This is a genomic window from Collimonas sp. OK412, assembly GCF_900112135.1.
Lineage (GTDB): Bacteria > Pseudomonadota > Gammaproteobacteria > Burkholderiales > Burkholderiaceae_D > Collimonas > Collimonas rhizosphaerae.
In genome coordinates this window covers 17,018-32,995 of record NZ_FOLC01000028.1, presented here as the reverse complement: position 1 = coordinate 32,995, position 15,978 = coordinate 17,018, and the positions used below count along the sequence as shown (strand labels likewise).

The following is a 15,978-nucleotide window of genomic DNA, read 5'->3' as shown; positions in this document are numbered from 1 at the left end:
CCTCAACTCGCTGGCGATCGCATCGTTCATGCATGCGGCGCAATACGCTGCGCTATTGACGCCCTACGCTTTACCAGGTTCAGAATGCCGAAAAATGCCTGGCCAGTTCCTGCGCCCGGAAATGTTCCACCACATAGTCGACAAACACCCGGGTCTTGGCCGGCAGCAGTTTTTGGGCGGCAAAGTAGAGCGACAAGGTACCGCCGTCGACGTACCAGTCCGACAGCACCCGCACCAGGGCGCCGCTGCGCAGGAACGGCAAGGCGTTCGGCATGCTGACCAGGGCGATGCCGAGGCCCATCTGCGCGCTCTCGCAGGCAGCTTCGGGATCGCTCATGGTCATGCGCGTGCGCAGCGTCACCGGCGCCTGTTGATTGGCGCGGTTGCGCAGCGGCCAGGGGCGCACCCGCCCGGTTTGCGGCGAACGGATGAAAATGCCGTCGAATGCATGCAAGTCTGCCGGCGAGGCCGGCGCCGGCCGCTCGCTGAAATAGCCTGGCGCGGCTACCAGCACGCGATGCGCCGGCCCGAGTTCACGCGCCACGACGCCGGGCGGCAGCTCGAAACCGCCGCCGATGGCGGCATCGAAACCTTGCGCGATCAGGTCGACCTGGCGGTTATCGAAATGCCAGTCGGGCGAGATCGCCGGATACTTGGCCAGGAACGGCGCCAGCAGCGGCACCATGTAGGTCCGGCCGAAACCCGTGCCCATGCTGACCTTGAGCATGCCGGCCGGCTGCCCGCCGGCGCTGGCCAGGTTGTCGACGGCTGACTGGATCGACGTCAGCCCATCCCTGATTTCATGTAAAAAACTTTCGCCGGCCTCGGTCAAGGCCAGGCTGCGGGTGCTGCGATGGAACAGACGCACACCCAGCCCGGTCTCCAGCCGCGCCACGTTCTTGCCGACTGCCGCCGAGGTCATGCCCAGCCGCCGCGCCGCTTCGGAAAAGCTGCCAGCCTCCGCGCTGCGGACGAAACATTGCATGCCAATCATTGTTTCCATAAGATTATTTTAAACTTTTGGTATCAATTGAATATGAGGATTAATGGCTAGTAACGACATAATGATCGGCAGATACTTCGCTTGTCAACCGGGCGCCGGCCACTTCGGCAAGCGCCCCCACCAACAAGGAGAAATATCATGGCTACCAATCAAGAAACAGCAGTCCTCGCCAACAAAGTCGCTTTCGTCCAAGGCGGTTCACGCGGCATCGGCGCCGCCATCGCCAAGCGGCTGGCGCGCAACGGCGCCGCTGTCGCCCTGACCTATGTCAGCTCGGCCGAACGCGCCGCACAAGTAGTCAAGGACATCGAAGCCGCCGGCGGCCGCGCGCTGGCGATCCGCGCCGACAGCGCCGACGCCGACGCCATCAAGGCGGCGATCGGACAAACCGTCGCCGCTTTCGGCCGGCTCGATATCCTGGTCAACAATGCGGGCGTGCTGGCGATTGCGCCGCTGGCAGAATTCAGCCTGGAAGATTTCGACCGCACGCTGGCGATCAATGTGCGCAGCGTGTTCGTGGCGACGCAGGAAGCGGCGCGGCACATGGTGGAAGGCGGCAGGATCATCAACATCGGCAGCACCAACGCTGACCGTGTGCCGTTTGTCGGCGGCGGCCCCTATGCGATGAGCAAATCGGCGCTGGTCGGCCTGACCCGCGGCCTGGCGCGCGACCTCGGCCCGCGCGGCATCACCATCAACAACGTGCAGCCGGGCCCCGTCGACACAGAGATGAATCCGGCCGGCAGCGAATTCGCCGCCACCCTGAAAGCGATGATGCCGGTCGGCCGTTATGGCAAGGATGAGGAAATCGCCAGCTTCGTGGCTTACCTGGCCGGCCCGGAGGCGGCGTACATCACTGGCGCCAGCCTGACTATCGACGGCGGATTTGCCGCCTGATGACAGCGTTGGGGCGGTTTGTCCCCAACACCGTCATGCCGGACCTGGTTCGTGAAGCTCTTCGGCGAATAAGGCCTGGACCCGCTGCCAGGCGTCGTCGCGCGATGCTTCATGGAAGGTCTCGCGCTGTTCGCAAAAGAAGCCGTGCTGGGCGTCCGGATAGAGCACCATTTCATGCCGCACATGGGCATCTTCGAGAGCGCCGGCCAGGAGCTCGCGCTGCTCGCGCGTGACGGCGTGGTCCAGCGCGCCGGCGAAGTAAACCAGGCGCCCGCCCTGTTGTGCAATGCCAGGCGTAAGCGTTATGGTCGGCTCGGGCCGGCCGAGCTCGATGTCGGTATTGGTGATCCATCCGCCATAAAAACATGCGCATGCGGCGATATCGAACTGGGTCGCGGCCAGGTAGGCAATGTGGCCGCCCATACTGAAGCCGAGGATGCCGGTGCGCCCGGAAACGTCCTGGCGCGACTGCAGGAACGCCATGACGGCGCGCAGGTCCGCAATCACCGTAGTCCGGCGCAACTGGTGCAAATGCTCAAAGCCTTGGTCCCGGCCTTCGGCGCCGAACGGCAAGAAGCCGCCGGGCAAGCTGCGATGATAAAAATTCGGCGCGATGGCTACGTAGCCAAGCCTGGCTACGCGCGCGGCGATGTCGCGTATGTGCGGATTGACGCCGAACAGCTCCATGCCGACGATGACGGCTGGATATCGGCCCGGCTGCTGCGGACGGACCAGGTAAGCATCTATCTGGGTTCCATCTTCGGATACCGGAATCGTGACCTGCTCTTGCTGGGTTTCGTAGGGCATCATCTATCCTCTTGGCGTGGGGAAAGCGGTGGCGCTAAATTAACATGTTTCCCATTGGAAATTATCTGATTTTGCAACGATACGACATGCCCAGTCAAACCGGCAGGGCGCCTATCTGCTGCAGCAATCCCAGGCGGTCGACCTGCACCCAGGCGCGGCTGATCTTGCCGTCGCTGATTTGAAAGATCACATTCGCCGTCTGCGTCACGCGCGCCTGGCTGGCGGCGGTCCCGGCAAACGGTCCGCCGTGCGTTCCCCGGAACGTCCAGCGGACAGCAACCCGGTCGCCCTCCGCGACCAGGTCTTCAATTTCAAACCGGACGTCGGGAAATCCCTTGCGCACCGCGGCTATGCCGTTTGCAAATTCAGACGCGCCCTTTTCGCCGGGGCTGGCCATAAAATCTTCGGCGATCAGCTGCGCCAATAATTCCGGCCGCCCGCGGTTGATGCAATCCTCGTACAGCCGGCGGACCAGGAGCTTGTTGTTTTCAATCAGATGCGTGGTCGACATGGATTCACTCCAATCAGGTTATGGAAGCGTTGCAGAACCAGCAGTGTAAAACCTCAACTTAACTTGAAGTCAAGCGCTCGCAAAAACCGCATGCGCGCCTTGGCGGCAAGCCATTCACGCTTTTTCAATTTGGCGTAGACTTGGCCGGATGGATACCCTGATTCTTTCGCAAAGCGCGTCGGCCACGGTGATCGACTACCGCTGCAGCGCCAGGCCCGGCGACCGCCCGGTTACCGAGTCGCACCACAGGCATTCGGTGTCCTACGTGCGGCGCGGCAGCTTCGGCCTGCGCTATCGCGGCGTGCAGCACGAGCTGGTGCCTGGGTCAGTGATGATCGGCCACCCCGGCGACGAATATTGCTGCACCCATGACCATCACGTGTGCGGCGACGAATGCCTGTCTTTCCAGTTTTCCCCGGAATGCATCGAATCGATCGGCGCCAAGGAATCGCTTTGGCGCAGCGGCGCCCTGCCGCCGCTGAACGGCATCATCATGCTCGGCGAATTGGGGCAGGCCGCGGCCGAGGGACGCAGCGATGTCGGGCTGGAAGAGATCGGGCTGATGCTGGCCGCGCGTTTCGTCGCACTCGGCTCCGGCAAGCATTCCGCGCCGGCGCCGACCACCAGCCAGGACCGGCGCCGCGCAGTCAATGCCGCCATGTGGATTACCGCGCATGCGCATGAAGAGATGGATCTCGAACGTACCGCAGCCGAAGCGGGCATGAGTCCTTTCCATTTCCTGCGGCTGTTCAGCCGCGCGCTCGGCGTCACGCCGCACCAGTACCTGCTGCGTTCAAGGCTGCGCAATGCGGCGCGCCTGCTGGCCGATGGCCGCTCGGTCACCGACACCGCCTACGACGTCGGCTTCAACGATTTATCCAATTTCGTGCGCACCTTCCATCGCGCCGCCGGTGTCTCGCCCAAGCATTTCCAGCGCGTGGCTCGCGGCGAGCGCAAGATTTTCCAAGAAAAATTGGACGCGATCTGAAATGATGGCTGCCTGACGCATCCAACCGGGTGCGATGACAAGGAGATCATCATGTTCGACCACATCGGATTGAAAGTGAAGAACCTGGACGCCAGCGTGCGCTTCTACCAGGCAGCGCTGGACCACCTGGGATATGTCCTGGCCGCCGAGGGCGACGGTTATGCCGGCTTCGGCCCGCCGGACCAGCCCGCGCTCTGGTTATATGCTGCTGCAGATGCGCCGGCCGGAGCCACTCATGTCGCTTTCCGCGCCGCCGGCCACAAGCAGGTCAACGGTTTTCATGCGGCCGGCCTGGCGGCAGGCGGGCGCGACAACGGCAAGCCGGGCCTGCGCACCGAGTACAGTCCGACTTACTACGGTGCGTTCCTGATCGATCCTGACGGTAACAACGTCGAAGCGGTTTGCCCGGACTGACTGGCGCACAAGGAAGGAACAGCTTGCTGAAACCGCACGGCAGCGTGCCGGTTTCAGCAAGCCACGCTGCGCCTTTTATACGGTCGGCAAGCCTGCGATGTAGCGATCGATCACGCTCGGCAGCACCGTCAGCGGCACGCCGCCGCATTTCACCAGCGCGTCATTGAAGCCGGCCAGGTCGAACCTGCTGCCCAGCGCCGTTTTTGCCCGTTCGCGCTGGCGCAGGATCTCGTTGTGTCCCATCTTGTAGCCGCAAGCTTGTCCCGGCGACACGCAATAGCGGTCGATCTCGCTGGTCATGGCGGCCATGCCGCGGCCGGTGTTTTCGACCAGGAACTGGATCGCTTGCTGCCGCGTCCACTTCATTGCGTGCAAGCCGGTGTCGACCACCAGGCGGCAGGCGCGGAATTGCTGCGCCTGCAGGTAGCCGACCTGGCTGAACGGATCCGTTGCGTACAGGCCGAATTCATCCACCAGCTGTTCGGCATACAGCGCCCAGCCTTCGACAAAGGCGTTGAAGCCGATCAGCGACGTCATCAGCGGCATCTGCGCATGATGCTCGGCCAGGTATGCGCCCTGCCAGGTGTGGCCGGGTATGCCTTCGTGTGCGGTCAGCGTGGCGATTTCAGATTTCGGCCAGAGCGTGGTCGATTTCAGGTTGATGTAATAAATCGCCGGCCGCGATCCGTCCAGCGCCGCGAAGTTCATGTAGCCCAGCGCCGCGCCGGCTTCGATATCGGGCGGCACGCGCTTGATCACCAGCGGCGCCTTCAGGTCGAGATGCGAAATTTTCGGCATCAGCGTCCGGATGGCGGCGACACGTTCATTGCAGTAGGCAATCAGCTGCTCGCGGCCGCGGTCATCATCGGCATAGAAGCGCTTGGGGTCTTTCGACAGCCCTAGTATGCGTTCGCCGACCGTGCCTTGCGTGATGCCCTGTCCCTTGAGGATGGCGTCGATGCGCGCCTGCAGCATCTTGTTCTGCTCCAGCCCGATCGCATGGATTTCGCTGGCGCCATGGGTGGTGGTGGTTCCCAGCTTGAGCGCCCATTCATAATACGCCGCGCCATCGGGCAGGCGATGTACGCCGGCGACATCGGTAGCCTTGGCGGTGGCTTTGGCGAAGGTGTCGATCTGCCGGTCCAGCGCCGGATACACCAGTGTATCCACCAGCTTGGTCGCGCGCGCTTCCCAGTCCCCGGCGATGCCGAGTTTCCTGGTGCGCCCGGCAATCGAGGTCACCAGTTTTTGCGCTGCCGCCGGCGTCTTGCGATAGTTGCGCAGCTGGCCCAGCGCGGTATGTGCGATGAAATCCGGCGGCAGGATGCCCTTGGCGGCTTGCTCGGCGATGCGCGCGCTTTCCTGGTCGAGCACGCGCGCCATCGCGCTCACGCGCTCAAGATAAGCCTCGGCATCGGCAGCGCTGGCGATCTTGTGCTGCGAATCGAGGAATTCAGGCACCGCGGTCAGCGCCCCATCCTGCTGGGTCACCGGGAACGGCGCCGTGCCGCCATTCACGCCGCTGGCCGCGCCGCCGTAGGAAAAGCGCAAACCTTCCACGCCTGCGCTTGCCGCATATTTCACACTGTCGTAGCGGACTTGCGCATCAGCGCCGAGTTTGGCGCGTTCCACCGGAGCCAGGCGAGCCAGCATCGATTTCACCTGGCTCGCCCAGGCGGCGTCGCCGGCGGGAGAGACGTCCGCCAAGCGCGATTTGAGCCCCGAGCGAGCGCCGGAATCGAGCCCTAGCGAGGTCGCCGAAGTCGGCGCCAGGCGCAGGATTTCTTCGGCAAAATCGGCCAGCAGGGCGGAAAATTGCGCATCGGCCGGAAGTGCTTCCTTGGCCTGTGCGCCGGCGATGCGAGGCAGTACTGCCACGGCGGCGGCGGACAGTGCGCTCAGCAGCAGCTCGCGGCGGGAAAAAGTATTGGGGGTGTCGTTCATGGAATCCTTTTATTGCTGGGAGAAAAGAATTTATGCGTTGCCGACCTTAGCGCGAGTGCCGGAATAGTGTCAATCGAATTTCACGCCTGCATCCTGATGTGGATTACAGATCCGGTTCCGCGTATGGAGTGAGCGCAGATCTGGCGCTGGAAAGGATTCGCTTTGCCATGGACAGCAAGCTGATGATTTACGGGGGTGCTGCAGATGGGAATGCGGACAGTCGACAATTCTCCTGCCGAAAAAAAAGCCCCCTGAATTTCTCCAAGGGGCTTTTTTATTACATCATTTCTTCTTCTTGTTCACTGCATCTTTGAATGCTTTACCAGCTGTGAACTTGACGGTCTTGGCTGCGGCAATCTTGATTGCTTCGCCGGTACGTGGGTTACGACCGGTGCGTGCAGCGCGTTTGCCGGAAGAGAACGAACCAAATCCAATCAACTGAACAGTACTACCTTTAGTCACGGCCTTGATCACGTTGTCGACAACGGATTCCAAAGCGCGCTGTGCAGCGGCCTTCGAAATTTCGCAATCAGTGGCAATGGCGTCGATCAATTCGGTTTTGTTCATTTCGTTAAATCCTCAAAAAAAGTGGTGAGTTGCAAATTCTAGCACCGTATTTGCTTGGAATCGGCGATGTAGACTACCGCAAACGCGGGATTGAGACAAATTGCTTTTGAAATTACGTTTGCAGGCAGTTGTATCTGTAGCACAAAAATCCGGTTTTGCGATAAAAAATGCGCGCCTTCATGCGTAAATTTTGAGCAAGGCGCTGTCGACCGATGCCCGCAAAGTGCAGTCGCCATGCGGCGCGCCGGACTTTCCGGATCTCCGGCAGCACCATGATCAGCAGCTTGACTTGCGGTTTTTGCGGCGCAGGAAACTAGACCGCGTTGATGTCGGCGGTCTCGAGCACCTGCTTCGCTCCGCCTTGCCGCGCCAGCTTGATCATCGCGCGTCCCATCTGTTCGGTGGTGGTGACGTGCCTGGGGAACAGCCGCCTGGCCAGCGGCAGCAGCGGCGCCGCCAGCGTGTAGAACAGCTGGTAGGAGCGGGTCTTGGAGCGCACGCCGTGCAGCGGCTGGATCACGCCGGGACGGAACATGAAGGCAGCCTTGATCGGCAAGCGCAGCAAAGCATTTTCAGTGCGGCCCTTGACCCGCGCCCACATGCTGCCGCCGTGCTCGCTGGAATCGGTGCCGGCGCCGGAGACGTAGGTCAGGGTCATGCCGGGATTGCGCGCCGCCAGCGTCTTGGCGATGGCCAGGGTGAGGTCGTAGGTGAGTTCGGTATAGCGTTCTTCCGACATGCCGGCCGACGATACGCCGAGGCAGAAGAAGCAGGCGTCGTAGCCTTGCAATGCTTCGGCATGGTCGGCGATACGGGCCAGGTCGGGAACCACCAGTTCCTGCAATTTGCCGGACGCGCCGACGCTGGCGCTGCGGCCGACGGCCAGCACGGACTCAACCTCGGCGTCCAGCAGGCATTCGCGCAGCACGCCTTGCCCGACCATGCCGCTGGCGCCAAACAGGATTACTTTCATTGCGGGTTCCGATCTTGTTGTACTGCGGCCGGCGATCCGGCGGCCGGCGATCCGGCGATCCGGCGAATTTATTACACTGCACAGTGTAGTTTCTATTTCGAAGAAAGTAAACTGACTGGTGTAGAATTCACTTATCCGTCATCTTGAAGCAAACCATGGCTACAGTCCAACGCCTCACCGACCGCAAACGCGATGCCATCCTCCAGGCAGCGATCGCCGAATTCCGCGCCAACGGCTTTGAAACCACCAGCATGGACAAGATCGCCGCCCGGGCAGAAGTGTCCAAGCGCACGGTGTATAACCATTTTCCCGGCAAAGAGGAACTGTTTGCCGAAATCCTGATGCAGTTATGGACCAGCAGCGCAGAACAGCATGCGCTCAGCTATCGCCATGATAAGCCGCTGCGCCTGCAGTTGCTGGAGCTGATGCAGTCCAAGATGCGCATGCTCAGCGACGGCAATTTCCTCGACCTGGCGCGGGTGGCGATTGCGGCCACCATCCATTCGCCGGAGCGGACCCAGGACATGGTCGCCAAGCTGGGCGAGCGCGAAGAAGGCGTCAATACCTGGATCGCCGCGGCCCAGGCCGACGGCAGGCTGAAGCCGGCCGATCCTGCGTTCGCCGCGCACCAGCTGCAAAGCCTGCTGAAGACTTTCGCGTTCTGGCCGCAGGTCACGCTGGGGCAGCCGCCGCTGGCGGCGACGCTGCAGCAGCAGGTGGTGGATTCCGCGGTGGACATGTTCCTGGCTTATTACGAGGTAGCTGGCAAAGGCCGGTGAGGTTGCCAGCCCAGCGTCAGCCTTGCCGGCCTGCGCCGGCCGGCTGCGGCAGGCGGCCCGGTTCAGCGGCGCAGCCCGAAAAATCCACGCTCGGCAACGCGACCGGGCCATACCATTCGTAGACGCCGGCAAAACCGCCGGTGCGCAAGATCCAGGCGCGCTGCTGTTCCTGGTTGATCCAGGCTTGATGGTTGTAGCCGTCAGCGACGTGGCCGTTCCGGTTTGGCAGGACAACGGCGAGCAGCGATCTGTCTGGCGCTTCGGCCGGCGCGGACACGCGCGGCAGCGGCTGGGTGAAACCTGAGAAGGAAATGCCGTAGCGGCTGATCAAGGCTTCGGCCACGGCGCAATCGGCCCAGGCCGGCAGTGCCGCGCTGGCGGCGATGGCGAAAACGGCTGCACGCATCATGCTGGCATCCCTCTGCGTAACTTGATCCGATGGATATTGCGGCCCGGCGTCCACGCCAGGCCGCGGCACGGCAATCAGAAATGCCGTTTGACTACCTCGCCGAATGCATCTTCGGCGGAACTGCCTTTGAGCATCAGCTCGGTGATTTCGGCGGTATGCTCGCCGATGCCATCCGGCAGCGCCTGGCGGTTGCTGCGGAAATATTCGTAGCGCGCAGCGTCGACCAGGTCCTTGGCTTTCATCGCCACCGCGCCTCCGCGCGTGCCGCCGCTGCGGCTGACGACGCGGCCGCCGGCGGAGCTGCGGGTGGCCGTACTGGAGCGGAAACCACCGGCGGCGATGGCTGCCTTGATTTGTTCCAGCGTGAATACCGGCGTGGCGTTGGCGCCGGCGAATTCGTCTTCCTTCGGGTGCAGCAGGTGGTTATTGCTGTCGAACGCCATTTTCTTTTCGGCGCTGTTGGTCAGCTGGTAATACGGACGCGGCCCCGGGCTTGCCAGTCCGAATTGCACGCGGTCGCCGTATACCTCCATCTTGCCCATGACATCTTTCAGGTATGCCGTTGTCAGGGAGTCCATCTTGCCGGTCCAGCGTTTGGTTCTTGTCGTGTTCAAAATGCGTTACTTCCAATAATGATGGCTGCATATTGCAATAGCAGCCGTTTATGAATCGATTGCAGTACGCATTATCTCCCGACACGATTTGCTGGGCATGGTTCACGGCAAAATATATTGTTGCCCGCAGATCATTTTTTCAGGCAGCCCATGCCGGCAAGCGTCGCTTCCAGCGCCTCGTCCAGCCGGGTATGCGGCTCGCTGCCGAGCAGCTGCAGCAGGCGCCGGTTGTCCAGGCGCAAAGGCTGGCGCCACAGGTAGCTGACCTCGCGCAGCTCGCGGAAAACCGTGACAAACGGCGACGCCAGCGGCAGCAGCCACCAGGGGAAGCGTTTTACCTTCAGGCCTGGCTGGCCTGCCACCCGCCCGATAGCGGCCACCATTTCGGTACCGTCAGCGTCCCAGTGGCCGTTCATGTGGAAGGTATCGAATGCGGCCAGCGACGGTTCGCGCTCGATCAATTGCATCATGGTCTCGGCCACGTCCGGCAGGTAAGCCCACTGGTGGCCGATGCCGCGCTGCCCGGGGTAGCTGACCGCCGTCACCGGCCGGCCCGGCTTGACCATGCCTTGCGCAAACCAGGAATTGGCCATGTGCGGTCCGAAAAAATCGCCGGCGCGCACTACCAGCGACCGCACTCCGTCCTGCGCGGCCTGGCGCAGCCGGCGCTCCAGCTGCACCCGGATCGCGCCCTTGCGGGTGCTCGGGTTTTGCGGCGAGGTCTCGCACAGGTCGGGAAAGGCGTCAGCGCCGTAGTTGTAAACCGTGCCGGGCAAGATAATGCGGGCGCCGGATGCGCGCGCCGCTGCGATGCTGTTTTCTATCATCGGCATCACCAGCTGGGCCCAGTTGCGGTAGCCCGGCGGGTTGACGGCATGGACGATGATGGACGCGCCGGCAGCGGCAGCTACCACGTCCTGCTCCTGCATGGCGTCGCCCTGGCGCCAGACGATGCCGCTGCCACCGCTGGCGGCAGCCATCTGGTCGGCGCGCCGGTGCAGCGCCCGCACCTGCCAGCCGCGCTGCATCAGTGTTTTCGCCATGGCGCCGCCGATGCCGCCGGTGGCACCGAGCACCAATGCGATTTGCTGTTTCATGATGTGCACTCCTTTAAAAAAATGTTGTAGGAGTCCAGCGTAACAGTCTGGCTATTAGTTTAAAATTGGCTATCTTCACATATCTTCTATACATATTTGTATGACTACCCAAGAACCTGGATGGGACCTGTACCGGGCGTTCCTGGCAGTGCTGGAAGAAGGCTCGCTATCCGGCGGCGCCCGCAGCCTGGGGTTGACCCAGCCCACCATGGGACGCCAGATCGAAGCGCTGGAGCTCGCGCTGGGGGTGAAACTGTTCACCCGCTCGCAGACCGGGCTGGCCGCCACCGACACCGCGCTCACCTTGCGGCCGTTCGCCGAGAACCTGCGTGCCACTGCCAGCGCCTTGCGCCGCGCCTCGACCGGCGCCGGCGGCGGCGGTACGGTGCGCGTCACGGCGCCGGAAGTGGTCTGCGTCGAGGTCTTGCCGCCAATCCTGACCGCGCTGCGCGAAACGCACCCGGCCGTCAAGATTGAACTGGTGGCGTCGAACCGGACCCAGGACCTGCTGCAGCGCGACGCCGATATCGCCGTAAGGATGGTGCAGCCCAGCCAGGCCGCCCTGGTCGCGCGCCGGGTGGGCGCCATTCCGCTCCGCCTGTTTGCGCACCGCCGCTACCTGGACCTGGCCGGCATGCCGGCCAGCATCGCCGCGCTGAAACAGCACACGCTGATCGGCTTCGACCAGGAAACCAACTACATCCGCGCCATGCAAAAGCGCGGCCTGCCGCTGTCGCGCGACATGTTTTCGCTGTGCACCGACAACCAGCTGGCGCAGCTGGCGGCGATCCGCGCCGGTTACGGCATCGGCATGTGCCAGGCGCCGCTGGCCAGGCACAACCCCGATTTGTCGCTGGTGCTGCCGGAAACGGTCAAGGACCAGCTCGAAACCTGGATCGTGATGCATGAAGACCTGCGTTCTAGCGAGCGCTGCCGGATCGTCTTCGACGCCTTGGCCAGCGGCGTCTCCCGCTACATAACCGATGCCGACCATCCAGCCAGGACGCCGCCATGGACCAACCAAGTGTGATGAGATTGTTTGCCGATGCGTCGACGCAGGGCAGTTCTGCAAACCGCCAGGCTGCAGGCACACTTCATTGCAAACAGGGAGAAAAACTGAAGACTTGCCGCCGCTCATGGCTGTCTGCATAAGCGGCGTCCTGGAATCAGGATAAGGCGGCGTCGGCTGTCGCTGCTTGCTGTTTGCCGCTTTCCGGCGTCACGGCAGAGCGCAGCATTGCTGATGCCGCGTCAAGCCGGCAAGGTTTGCCGAACAGGCGCGCGGAAATCAGGCCGCTTTGCAGGGCGCCGAGGATAGTCATGGCATAGACCGGCGGCGCGGCAGGCAATTTGACGCCCTTGTCGGCGACCGCGCGTTCCAGCCGCTGGGTGATCCAGGCTTCGTGCATGCTGTAGAAAGCCTGCAAGGCAGTCAGCACGTTCTGCGGCAGGCTGGTAGCTTCGGCGGCCAGCATGCCGCACAGGCAGACGCGGCCGGTGCCGAGGTTCTTGCGCCACAGCGCCAGGTATTTCTCGACCTGCTCCTTGAGCGGCCCGTTGACATCCATGTCGCGCATGATGTCGCCGATATTGGCCGCGTAGGCTTGCACCGCGGCCAGCGCCAGGTCTTCCTTGGTCGGGAAATAATAATGGATGCTGGAAGTCTTGACGCCGACCAGCTCGGCCAGGTCGCGGTAGCTGAAGCCGTTATAGCCGCGCGTGCCCAGCAAGACCAGCGTGTGCTCCAGCAATTGTTCGCGTACGGGGGAAACGGCCTTCATGATTTTTTTACCTATAAAGAGATAGCGATGCACGACACCGGCAAAGGCAGCCGGATTTCAGGCAGCCACGCTTGCTGCTGCCATGCTACGTCTTTTATACCCCGGCCGGCAATATTCTGGCGGCACGGACGTGGAATCTAAAATCAAAAAGACGCTACGCCTATATATTATCTACTGAAAGGTAGATAATCAAGGCATTTATGGGTTGCGCCTGCCTTTTGATAAGCAATTATCGTTATTAATAAATTCTATTTGACTACCTAGCAGTAGATAACTATAGTTAGGTCACAGTAGTTGCAGACACGTTGTTTTAAGCAGCAAGCGACCCAGGTTTGGTTTTTATTCAGCAACAACTGGATCGCACAACGTGCCCGGACTGCCGGTGGTGGATTAGTGGACTGGAAAGCGTCAAATATGAAAGACGCTTTTTATTTTCCCGGTTTATCTATCTAGTGATAGATGTAAATCAAATCCTCGCCGGCAGCCAGGACGGTGCAGCAGCAATGCTTTTCCGTCAGTTCATGCGCTTGTGTGACCGCTGCATTTGGCACTTTGTCATTAACTTAAAAAGAAAGAACCATCATGAAAACCCAACTGATCGCCGCATTGGCACTGGCTGCAATTGTTTCAGCTCCTTCATTCGCTTCCGACAACGTCACCCCGCTCACCCGCGCTCAAGTCCAGGCTGAACTGGCCCAGGCTCGCGCTGCCGGCCAACTCGATTTCGCCGGTTCGCAATATCCGGTGTTCCTGCCGTCCAACGCCCAAAGCGCCGCCCCTGGCACTGCAGCCCTTGGCAAGACCCGCGCTGAAGTGCAGGCAGAACTGGCAAAAGCCCGCGCTGCCGGAGAACTCGATTTCGCCGGTTCGCAATATCCAGTGTTCACCGTCTCCAACACTGCTGGCAAGAGCCGTGCTGAAGTCCGCGCAGAACTGGCTGACGCACGCAACTCCGGCCTGGTCAATTTCGCCAACTATCCGCTTGAAACAAACACAGGCAATTGATCGCATGCAGTCCATTCCCGGCAGCATGCGGGAAGCGTTGCAAATGACAAAACCCGCGCCTCATGAGGAGTGCGCGGGTTTTTTATTGTCGCGGCTTTTGTGCCGGAACCTCAGGCCCGGCCCAGGTGCTTGACCATGAAGTCGACGAAAGTACGCACCCGCAGCGACAGATGCCGGGCGTGCGGATACAGCAGGATGAAGGGCCGCGTGCTGCCGCCGAACTGCGGCAACAGTTCGACCAGTTCGCCCTGCCGCAGCGCCTGCTCGACCACGAAGCGGTAGGTTTGCACCAACCCCGCGCCGCCGCGCGCCAGGGTGGCGACGGCGAGCACGTCTTCCGAGCAGCAATAGCCGCCGTCGGTCACGATATCGGCCTCCTTGCCGTCGACCATGAAAGTCCATGGGATGCGGCGGCCGGTGCTGGGCCGTTCGAACTGGATGCAATCGTGCCGCTCCAGGTCGGCCAGCGTCTGCAGCGCCGGCGCCCGCTGCAAATAAGACGGCGCCGCCACCAGCACCAGCTCGGCGTCTTCCAGCTTGCGCGCGATCAGGTTGGAATCCTCCGGCGCGCGGCCGCGGATCGCCAGGTCGTAGCCTTGGTCGGCAAAATCGATGTTGCTGTTGCTCAGGTGGACATCGATCCGCACCTGCGGGTATAGCGCGCGAAACTGCGGCAGCAAGGGCAGCAGGCGATAGTGGCCGAACGGCGTCGGCATGCTGATGCGCAGCAGCCCGGCCGGCGCCGCCTGCTCGCCGGTCACCTCGCGCTCCGCGTCCACCAGTTGCGACAAAGCCTGGCGGCACTGCTCGAAATACACGCGGCCGCTATCGGTCAGGCGGATCTGGCGCGTGGTGCGCACAAACAGGCGCACGCCCAATCTCTCCTCCAGCCGCGACACCGACCGGCTCACGGCCGCAGGCGTGACGCTGGCCGACATCGCCGCTGCCGTGAAACTCCCCAGTTCGGCAGCCAGGCAAAACAGCTCGATGCTGCCCAGCAGGATGTCGTCGAAGTTGCGTTTCATGAAAGCGCCTTATTCATTACATGGTGTATCAAGTTAATTGTGAAAACCTGTATTTATCTACCAATACCGCATAAGTATAGTGCATTACATCGGGACCAGAGAGCCCGCTTAACCACAAGGAGTGTCACCATGAGCAGCAACCAGAAAACCGTCATCATCACCGGCGCCTCAAGCGGCATCGGTTTCGCCCTGGCCGAAGCGTATCTGCAGCGCGGCTATAACGTGGTCGGCAACGCCCGCACCATCGAGCGCCTGCTGGCAGCCGCCGAAAAACTCGGCAATCCGCCCAATTTCCTGGCGGTGGCCGGCGACATCGCCCGGCCGGCAACGGCGAAAGCGCTGTTCGAGCGCGCCATTGCGGCGTTCGGCAAGGTCGACATCCTGGTCAACAACGCCGGCGTGTTCATCGCCAAGCCGGTCGGCGACTATACCGAGGACGATCTCGACGCCCTGGTCAGCACCAACCTGAAGGGCTTTTTCTATCCATCGCAGCAAGCCGCCGTACACATGGCCGCCAACAAAAGCGGACATATCGTCACCATCAGCGCCAACATCGCAATGCAGCCGACGGTGAAAGTGCCGGCATTGCTGCCGGTGCTGATCAAGGGCGGCCTGATCAATGCCACGCGGGCGCTGGCGATCGAACTGGCGGCATCCAACGTGCAGGTCAACACGGTAGCGCCCGGCATCATCCAGACGCCGCTGCACGGCGACTATGAAAACTCGCGGACCTTCTTCAACACGCTGTCGCCCTCAGGCCGCACCGGCAGCACCAAGGACGTGGTCGACGCCGTGCTGTACCTGACCGATGCCGGCTTCATTTCCGGCGTAGCATTGCCGGTGGACGGCGGCGCCACCGCCGGCACCTGGTAATTCCAGGCGCAAAAAAAAAAAGCGGGCCGATGCCCGCCCTCAAACCATTTACTACAGGAGTTCCAGCATGCCATACGTCAATATCCGCGTCACCCGCGAAGGAGTCACCGCGGAACAGAAACAGCAACTGATTGCCGGCGTCACCGAGTTACTGGCGCGCGTGCTCAACAAGAGACCGGCTACCACCTTCGTCGTCATCGATGAAGTCGATACCGACAACTGGGGCGCGGGCGGCGAAAGCGTCACCGTCATCCGCAAACGCGAAGCGGCGGCGGGCTAGCCGTCAGCCGT

At 61.9% G+C, this 15,978-nt stretch carries 19 protein-coding genes; 8 read left to right on the top strand and 11 right to left on the bottom strand.

The window, feature by feature from the left end:
* Nucleotides 1-79 precede the first annotated feature (79 nt).
* Nucleotides 80-1,003: a LysR family transcriptional regulator gene (locus BM062_RS21360; RefSeq protein WP_092400614.1), complete on the bottom strand. Its 924-nt coding sequence runs from the start codon at nt 1,001-1,003 to the stop codon at nt 80-82.
* 138 nt (nt 1,004-1,141) lie between these two features.
* Between BM062_RS21360 and BM062_RS21355 the strand changes: the two genes are divergently transcribed.
* Entirely contained in the window at nt 1,142-1,900 is a 759-nt protein-coding gene (locus BM062_RS21355; protein WP_092400612.1) for a 3-oxoacyl-ACP reductase family protein, read from the top strand.
* Between the two features lie 33 nt (nt 1,901-1,933).
* Here BM062_RS21355 and BM062_RS21350 read toward each other — a convergent pair whose 3' ends face one another.
* Together BM062_RS21350 and BM062_RS21345 are read right to left on the bottom strand one after the other, a co-directional pair.
* Nucleotides 1,934-2,710 (bottom strand): dienelactone hydrolase family protein, encoded by a 777-nt coding sequence (locus BM062_RS21350; protein ID WP_092400610.1) that lies wholly within the window; start codon nt 2,708-2,710, stop codon nt 1,934-1,936.
* Nucleotides 2,711-2,801: 91 nt separating this feature from the next.
* Nucleotides 2,802-3,218, bottom strand: coding sequence for an ester cyclase (locus BM062_RS21345; RefSeq protein WP_254785201.1), 417 nt, complete (start codon nt 3,216-3,218; stop codon nt 2,802-2,804).
* 148 nt (nt 3,219-3,366) lie between these two features.
* On the opposite strand from BM062_RS21345, the gene BM062_RS21340 reads away from it, so the two are divergent.
* A complete protein-coding gene (locus BM062_RS21340) occupies nt 3,367-4,206 on the top strand; it encodes a helix-turn-helix transcriptional regulator (RefSeq protein WP_092400608.1) in 840 nt (279 codons plus the stop codon).
* Nucleotides 4,207-4,257: 51 nt separating this feature from the next.
* Nucleotides 4,258-4,620, top strand: coding sequence for a VOC family protein (locus BM062_RS21335; RefSeq protein WP_092400606.1), 363 nt, complete (start codon nt 4,258-4,260; stop codon nt 4,618-4,620).
* 75 nt (nt 4,621-4,695) lie between these two features.
* On the opposite strand, the gene BM062_RS21330 is transcribed toward BM062_RS21335, so the two are convergent.
* The 3 genes from BM062_RS21330 to BM062_RS21320 all read right to left on the bottom strand — a co-directional run bounded on the left by BM062_RS21330 (nt 4,696) and on the right by BM062_RS21320 (nt 8,104).
* The gene (locus tag BM062_RS21330; protein ID WP_092400604.1) at nt 4,696-6,564 is read right to left on the bottom strand and encodes a DUF885 domain-containing protein; all 1,869 of its coding nucleotides are present in this window, start codon (nt 6,562-6,564) and stop codon (nt 4,696-4,698) included.
* Nucleotides 6,565-6,846: 282 nt separating this feature from the next.
* Nucleotides 6,847-7,131, bottom strand: coding sequence for an HU family DNA-binding protein (locus BM062_RS21325; RefSeq protein WP_014004094.1), 285 nt, complete (start codon nt 7,129-7,131; stop codon nt 6,847-6,849).
* Nucleotides 7,132-7,444: 313 nt separating this feature from the next.
* The gene (locus BM062_RS21320; RefSeq protein WP_092400602.1) at nt 7,445-8,104 is read right to left on the bottom strand and encodes a Rossmann-fold NAD(P)-binding domain-containing protein; all 660 of its coding nucleotides are present in this window, start codon (nt 8,102-8,104) and stop codon (nt 7,445-7,447) included.
* 155 nt (nt 8,105-8,259) lie between these two features.
* Here BM062_RS21320 and BM062_RS21315 point away from each other — a divergent pair, with 155 nt between their 5' ends.
* Entirely contained in the window at nt 8,260-8,883 is a 624-nt protein-coding gene (locus tag BM062_RS21315) for a TetR/AcrR family transcriptional regulator (RefSeq protein WP_092400600.1), read from the top strand.
* 16 nt (nt 8,884-8,899) lie between these two features.
* On the opposite strand, the gene BM062_RS21310 is transcribed toward BM062_RS21315, so the two are convergent.
* From BM062_RS21310 to BM062_RS21300, 3 genes are all read right to left on the bottom strand, one after another.
* On the bottom strand, nt 8,900-9,292 hold the full coding sequence (locus BM062_RS21310; protein WP_092400598.1) for a hypothetical protein: 393 nt from the start codon (nt 9,290-9,292) through the stop codon (nt 8,900-8,902).
* A gap of 74 nt (nt 9,293-9,366) precedes the next feature.
* Nucleotides 9,367-9,870: a hypothetical protein gene (locus tag BM062_RS21305; RefSeq protein ID WP_254785200.1), complete on the bottom strand. Its 504-nt coding sequence runs from the start codon at nt 9,868-9,870 to the stop codon at nt 9,367-9,369.
* 167 nt (nt 9,871-10,037) lie between these two features.
* The gene (locus tag BM062_RS21300; RefSeq protein WP_092400594.1) at nt 10,038-11,003 is read right to left on the bottom strand and encodes an SDR family NAD(P)-dependent oxidoreductase; all 966 of its coding nucleotides are present in this window, start codon (nt 11,001-11,003) and stop codon (nt 10,038-10,040) included.
* A 100-nt stretch (nt 11,004-11,103) separates the two neighbouring features.
* Between BM062_RS21300 and BM062_RS21295 the strand changes: the two genes are divergently transcribed.
* A complete protein-coding gene (locus BM062_RS21295; protein WP_092400592.1) occupies nt 11,104-12,033 on the top strand; it encodes a LysR family transcriptional regulator in 930 nt (309 codons plus the stop codon).
* A 136-nt stretch (nt 12,034-12,169) separates the two neighbouring features.
* On the opposite strand, the gene BM062_RS21290 is transcribed toward BM062_RS21295, so the two are convergent.
* Nucleotides 12,170-12,784: a TetR/AcrR family transcriptional regulator gene (locus tag BM062_RS21290; protein ID WP_092400590.1), complete on the bottom strand. Its 615-nt coding sequence runs from the start codon at nt 12,782-12,784 to the stop codon at nt 12,170-12,172.
* A 582-nt stretch (nt 12,785-13,366) separates the two neighbouring features.
* On the opposite strand from BM062_RS21290, the gene BM062_RS21285 reads away from it, so the two are divergent.
* Nucleotides 13,367-13,789, top strand: coding sequence for a DUF4148 domain-containing protein (locus tag BM062_RS21285; RefSeq protein ID WP_092400588.1), 423 nt, complete (start codon nt 13,367-13,369; stop codon nt 13,787-13,789).
* A 110-nt stretch (nt 13,790-13,899) separates the two neighbouring features.
* Here the strand turns inward: BM062_RS21285 and BM062_RS21280 are convergent, their stop codons facing one another.
* Nucleotides 13,900-14,814 (bottom strand): LysR family transcriptional regulator, encoded by a 915-nt coding sequence (locus tag BM062_RS21280; RefSeq protein WP_092400586.1) that lies wholly within the window; start codon nt 14,812-14,814, stop codon nt 13,900-13,902.
* A 129-nt stretch (nt 14,815-14,943) separates the two neighbouring features.
* Here BM062_RS21280 and BM062_RS21275 point away from each other — a divergent pair, with 129 nt between their 5' ends.
* On the top strand, nt 14,944-15,687 hold the full coding sequence (locus BM062_RS21275) for an SDR family NAD(P)-dependent oxidoreductase (RefSeq protein ID WP_092400584.1): 744 nt from the start codon (nt 14,944-14,946) through the stop codon (nt 15,685-15,687).
* A gap of 67 nt (nt 15,688-15,754) precedes the next feature.
* Complete coding sequence (locus tag BM062_RS21270; RefSeq protein ID WP_092400582.1) at nt 15,755-15,967, top strand: 2-hydroxymuconate tautomerase family protein; 213 nt, start codon at nt 15,755-15,757, stop codon at nt 15,965-15,967.
* Nucleotides 15,968-15,978 lie beyond the last annotated feature (11 nt).

Coding starts and splice junctions, on each gene's coding strand:
- BM062_RS21295 (WP_092400592.1), top strand. CDS start 11,104: ATGACTACCCAAGAACCTGGATGGGACCTGTACCGGGCGTTCCTGGCA.
- BM062_RS21275 (WP_092400584.1), top strand. CDS start 14,944: ATGAGCAGCAACCAGAAAACCGTCATCATCACCGGCGCCTCAAGCGGC.
- BM062_RS21360 (WP_092400614.1), bottom strand. CDS start 1,003: ATGGAAACAATGATTGGCATGCAATGTTTCGTCCGCAGCGCGGAGGCT.
- BM062_RS21305 (WP_254785200.1), bottom strand. CDS start 9,870: ATGGACTCCCTGACAACGGCATACCTGAAAGATGTCATGGGCAAGATG.
- BM062_RS21290 (WP_092400590.1), bottom strand. CDS start 12,784: ATGAAGGCCGTTTCCCCCGTACGCGAACAATTGCTGGAGCACACGCTG.
- BM062_RS21300 (WP_092400594.1), bottom strand. CDS start 11,003: ATGAAACAGCAAATCGCATTGGTGCTCGGTGCCACCGGCGGCATCGGC.
- BM062_RS21285 (WP_092400588.1), top strand. CDS start 13,367: ATGAAAACCCAACTGATCGCCGCATTGGCACTGGCTGCAATTGTTTCA.
- BM062_RS21345 (WP_254785201.1), bottom strand. CDS start 3,218: ATGTCGACCACGCATCTGATTGAAAACAACAAGCTCCTGGTCCGCCGG.
- BM062_RS21335 (WP_092400606.1), top strand. CDS start 4,258: ATGTTCGACCACATCGGATTGAAAGTGAAGAACCTGGACGCCAGCGTG.
- BM062_RS21350 (WP_092400610.1), bottom strand. CDS start 2,710: ATGATGCCCTACGAAACCCAGCAAGAGCAGGTCACGATTCCGGTATCC.
- BM062_RS21310 (WP_092400598.1), bottom strand. CDS start 9,292: ATGATGCGTGCAGCCGTTTTCGCCATCGCCGCCAGCGCGGCACTGCCG.
- BM062_RS21330 (WP_092400604.1), bottom strand. CDS start 6,564: ATGAACGACACCCCCAATACTTTTTCCCGCCGCGAGCTGCTGCTGAGC.
- BM062_RS21280 (WP_092400586.1), bottom strand. CDS start 14,814: ATGAAACGCAACTTCGACGACATCCTGCTGGGCAGCATCGAGCTGTTT.
- BM062_RS21320 (WP_092400602.1), bottom strand. CDS start 8,104: ATGAAAGTAATCCTGTTTGGCGCCAGCGGCATGGTCGGGCAAGGCGTG.
- BM062_RS21325 (WP_014004094.1), bottom strand. CDS start 7,131: ATGAACAAAACCGAATTGATCGACGCCATTGCCACTGATTGCGAAATT.
- BM062_RS21270 (WP_092400582.1), top strand. CDS start 15,755: ATGCCATACGTCAATATCCGCGTCACCCGCGAAGGAGTCACCGCGGAA.
- BM062_RS21340 (WP_092400608.1), top strand. CDS start 3,367: ATGGATACCCTGATTCTTTCGCAAAGCGCGTCGGCCACGGTGATCGAC.
- BM062_RS21315 (WP_092400600.1), top strand. CDS start 8,260: ATGGCTACAGTCCAACGCCTCACCGACCGCAAACGCGATGCCATCCTC.
- BM062_RS21355 (WP_092400612.1), top strand. CDS start 1,142: ATGGCTACCAATCAAGAAACAGCAGTCCTCGCCAACAAAGTCGCTTTC.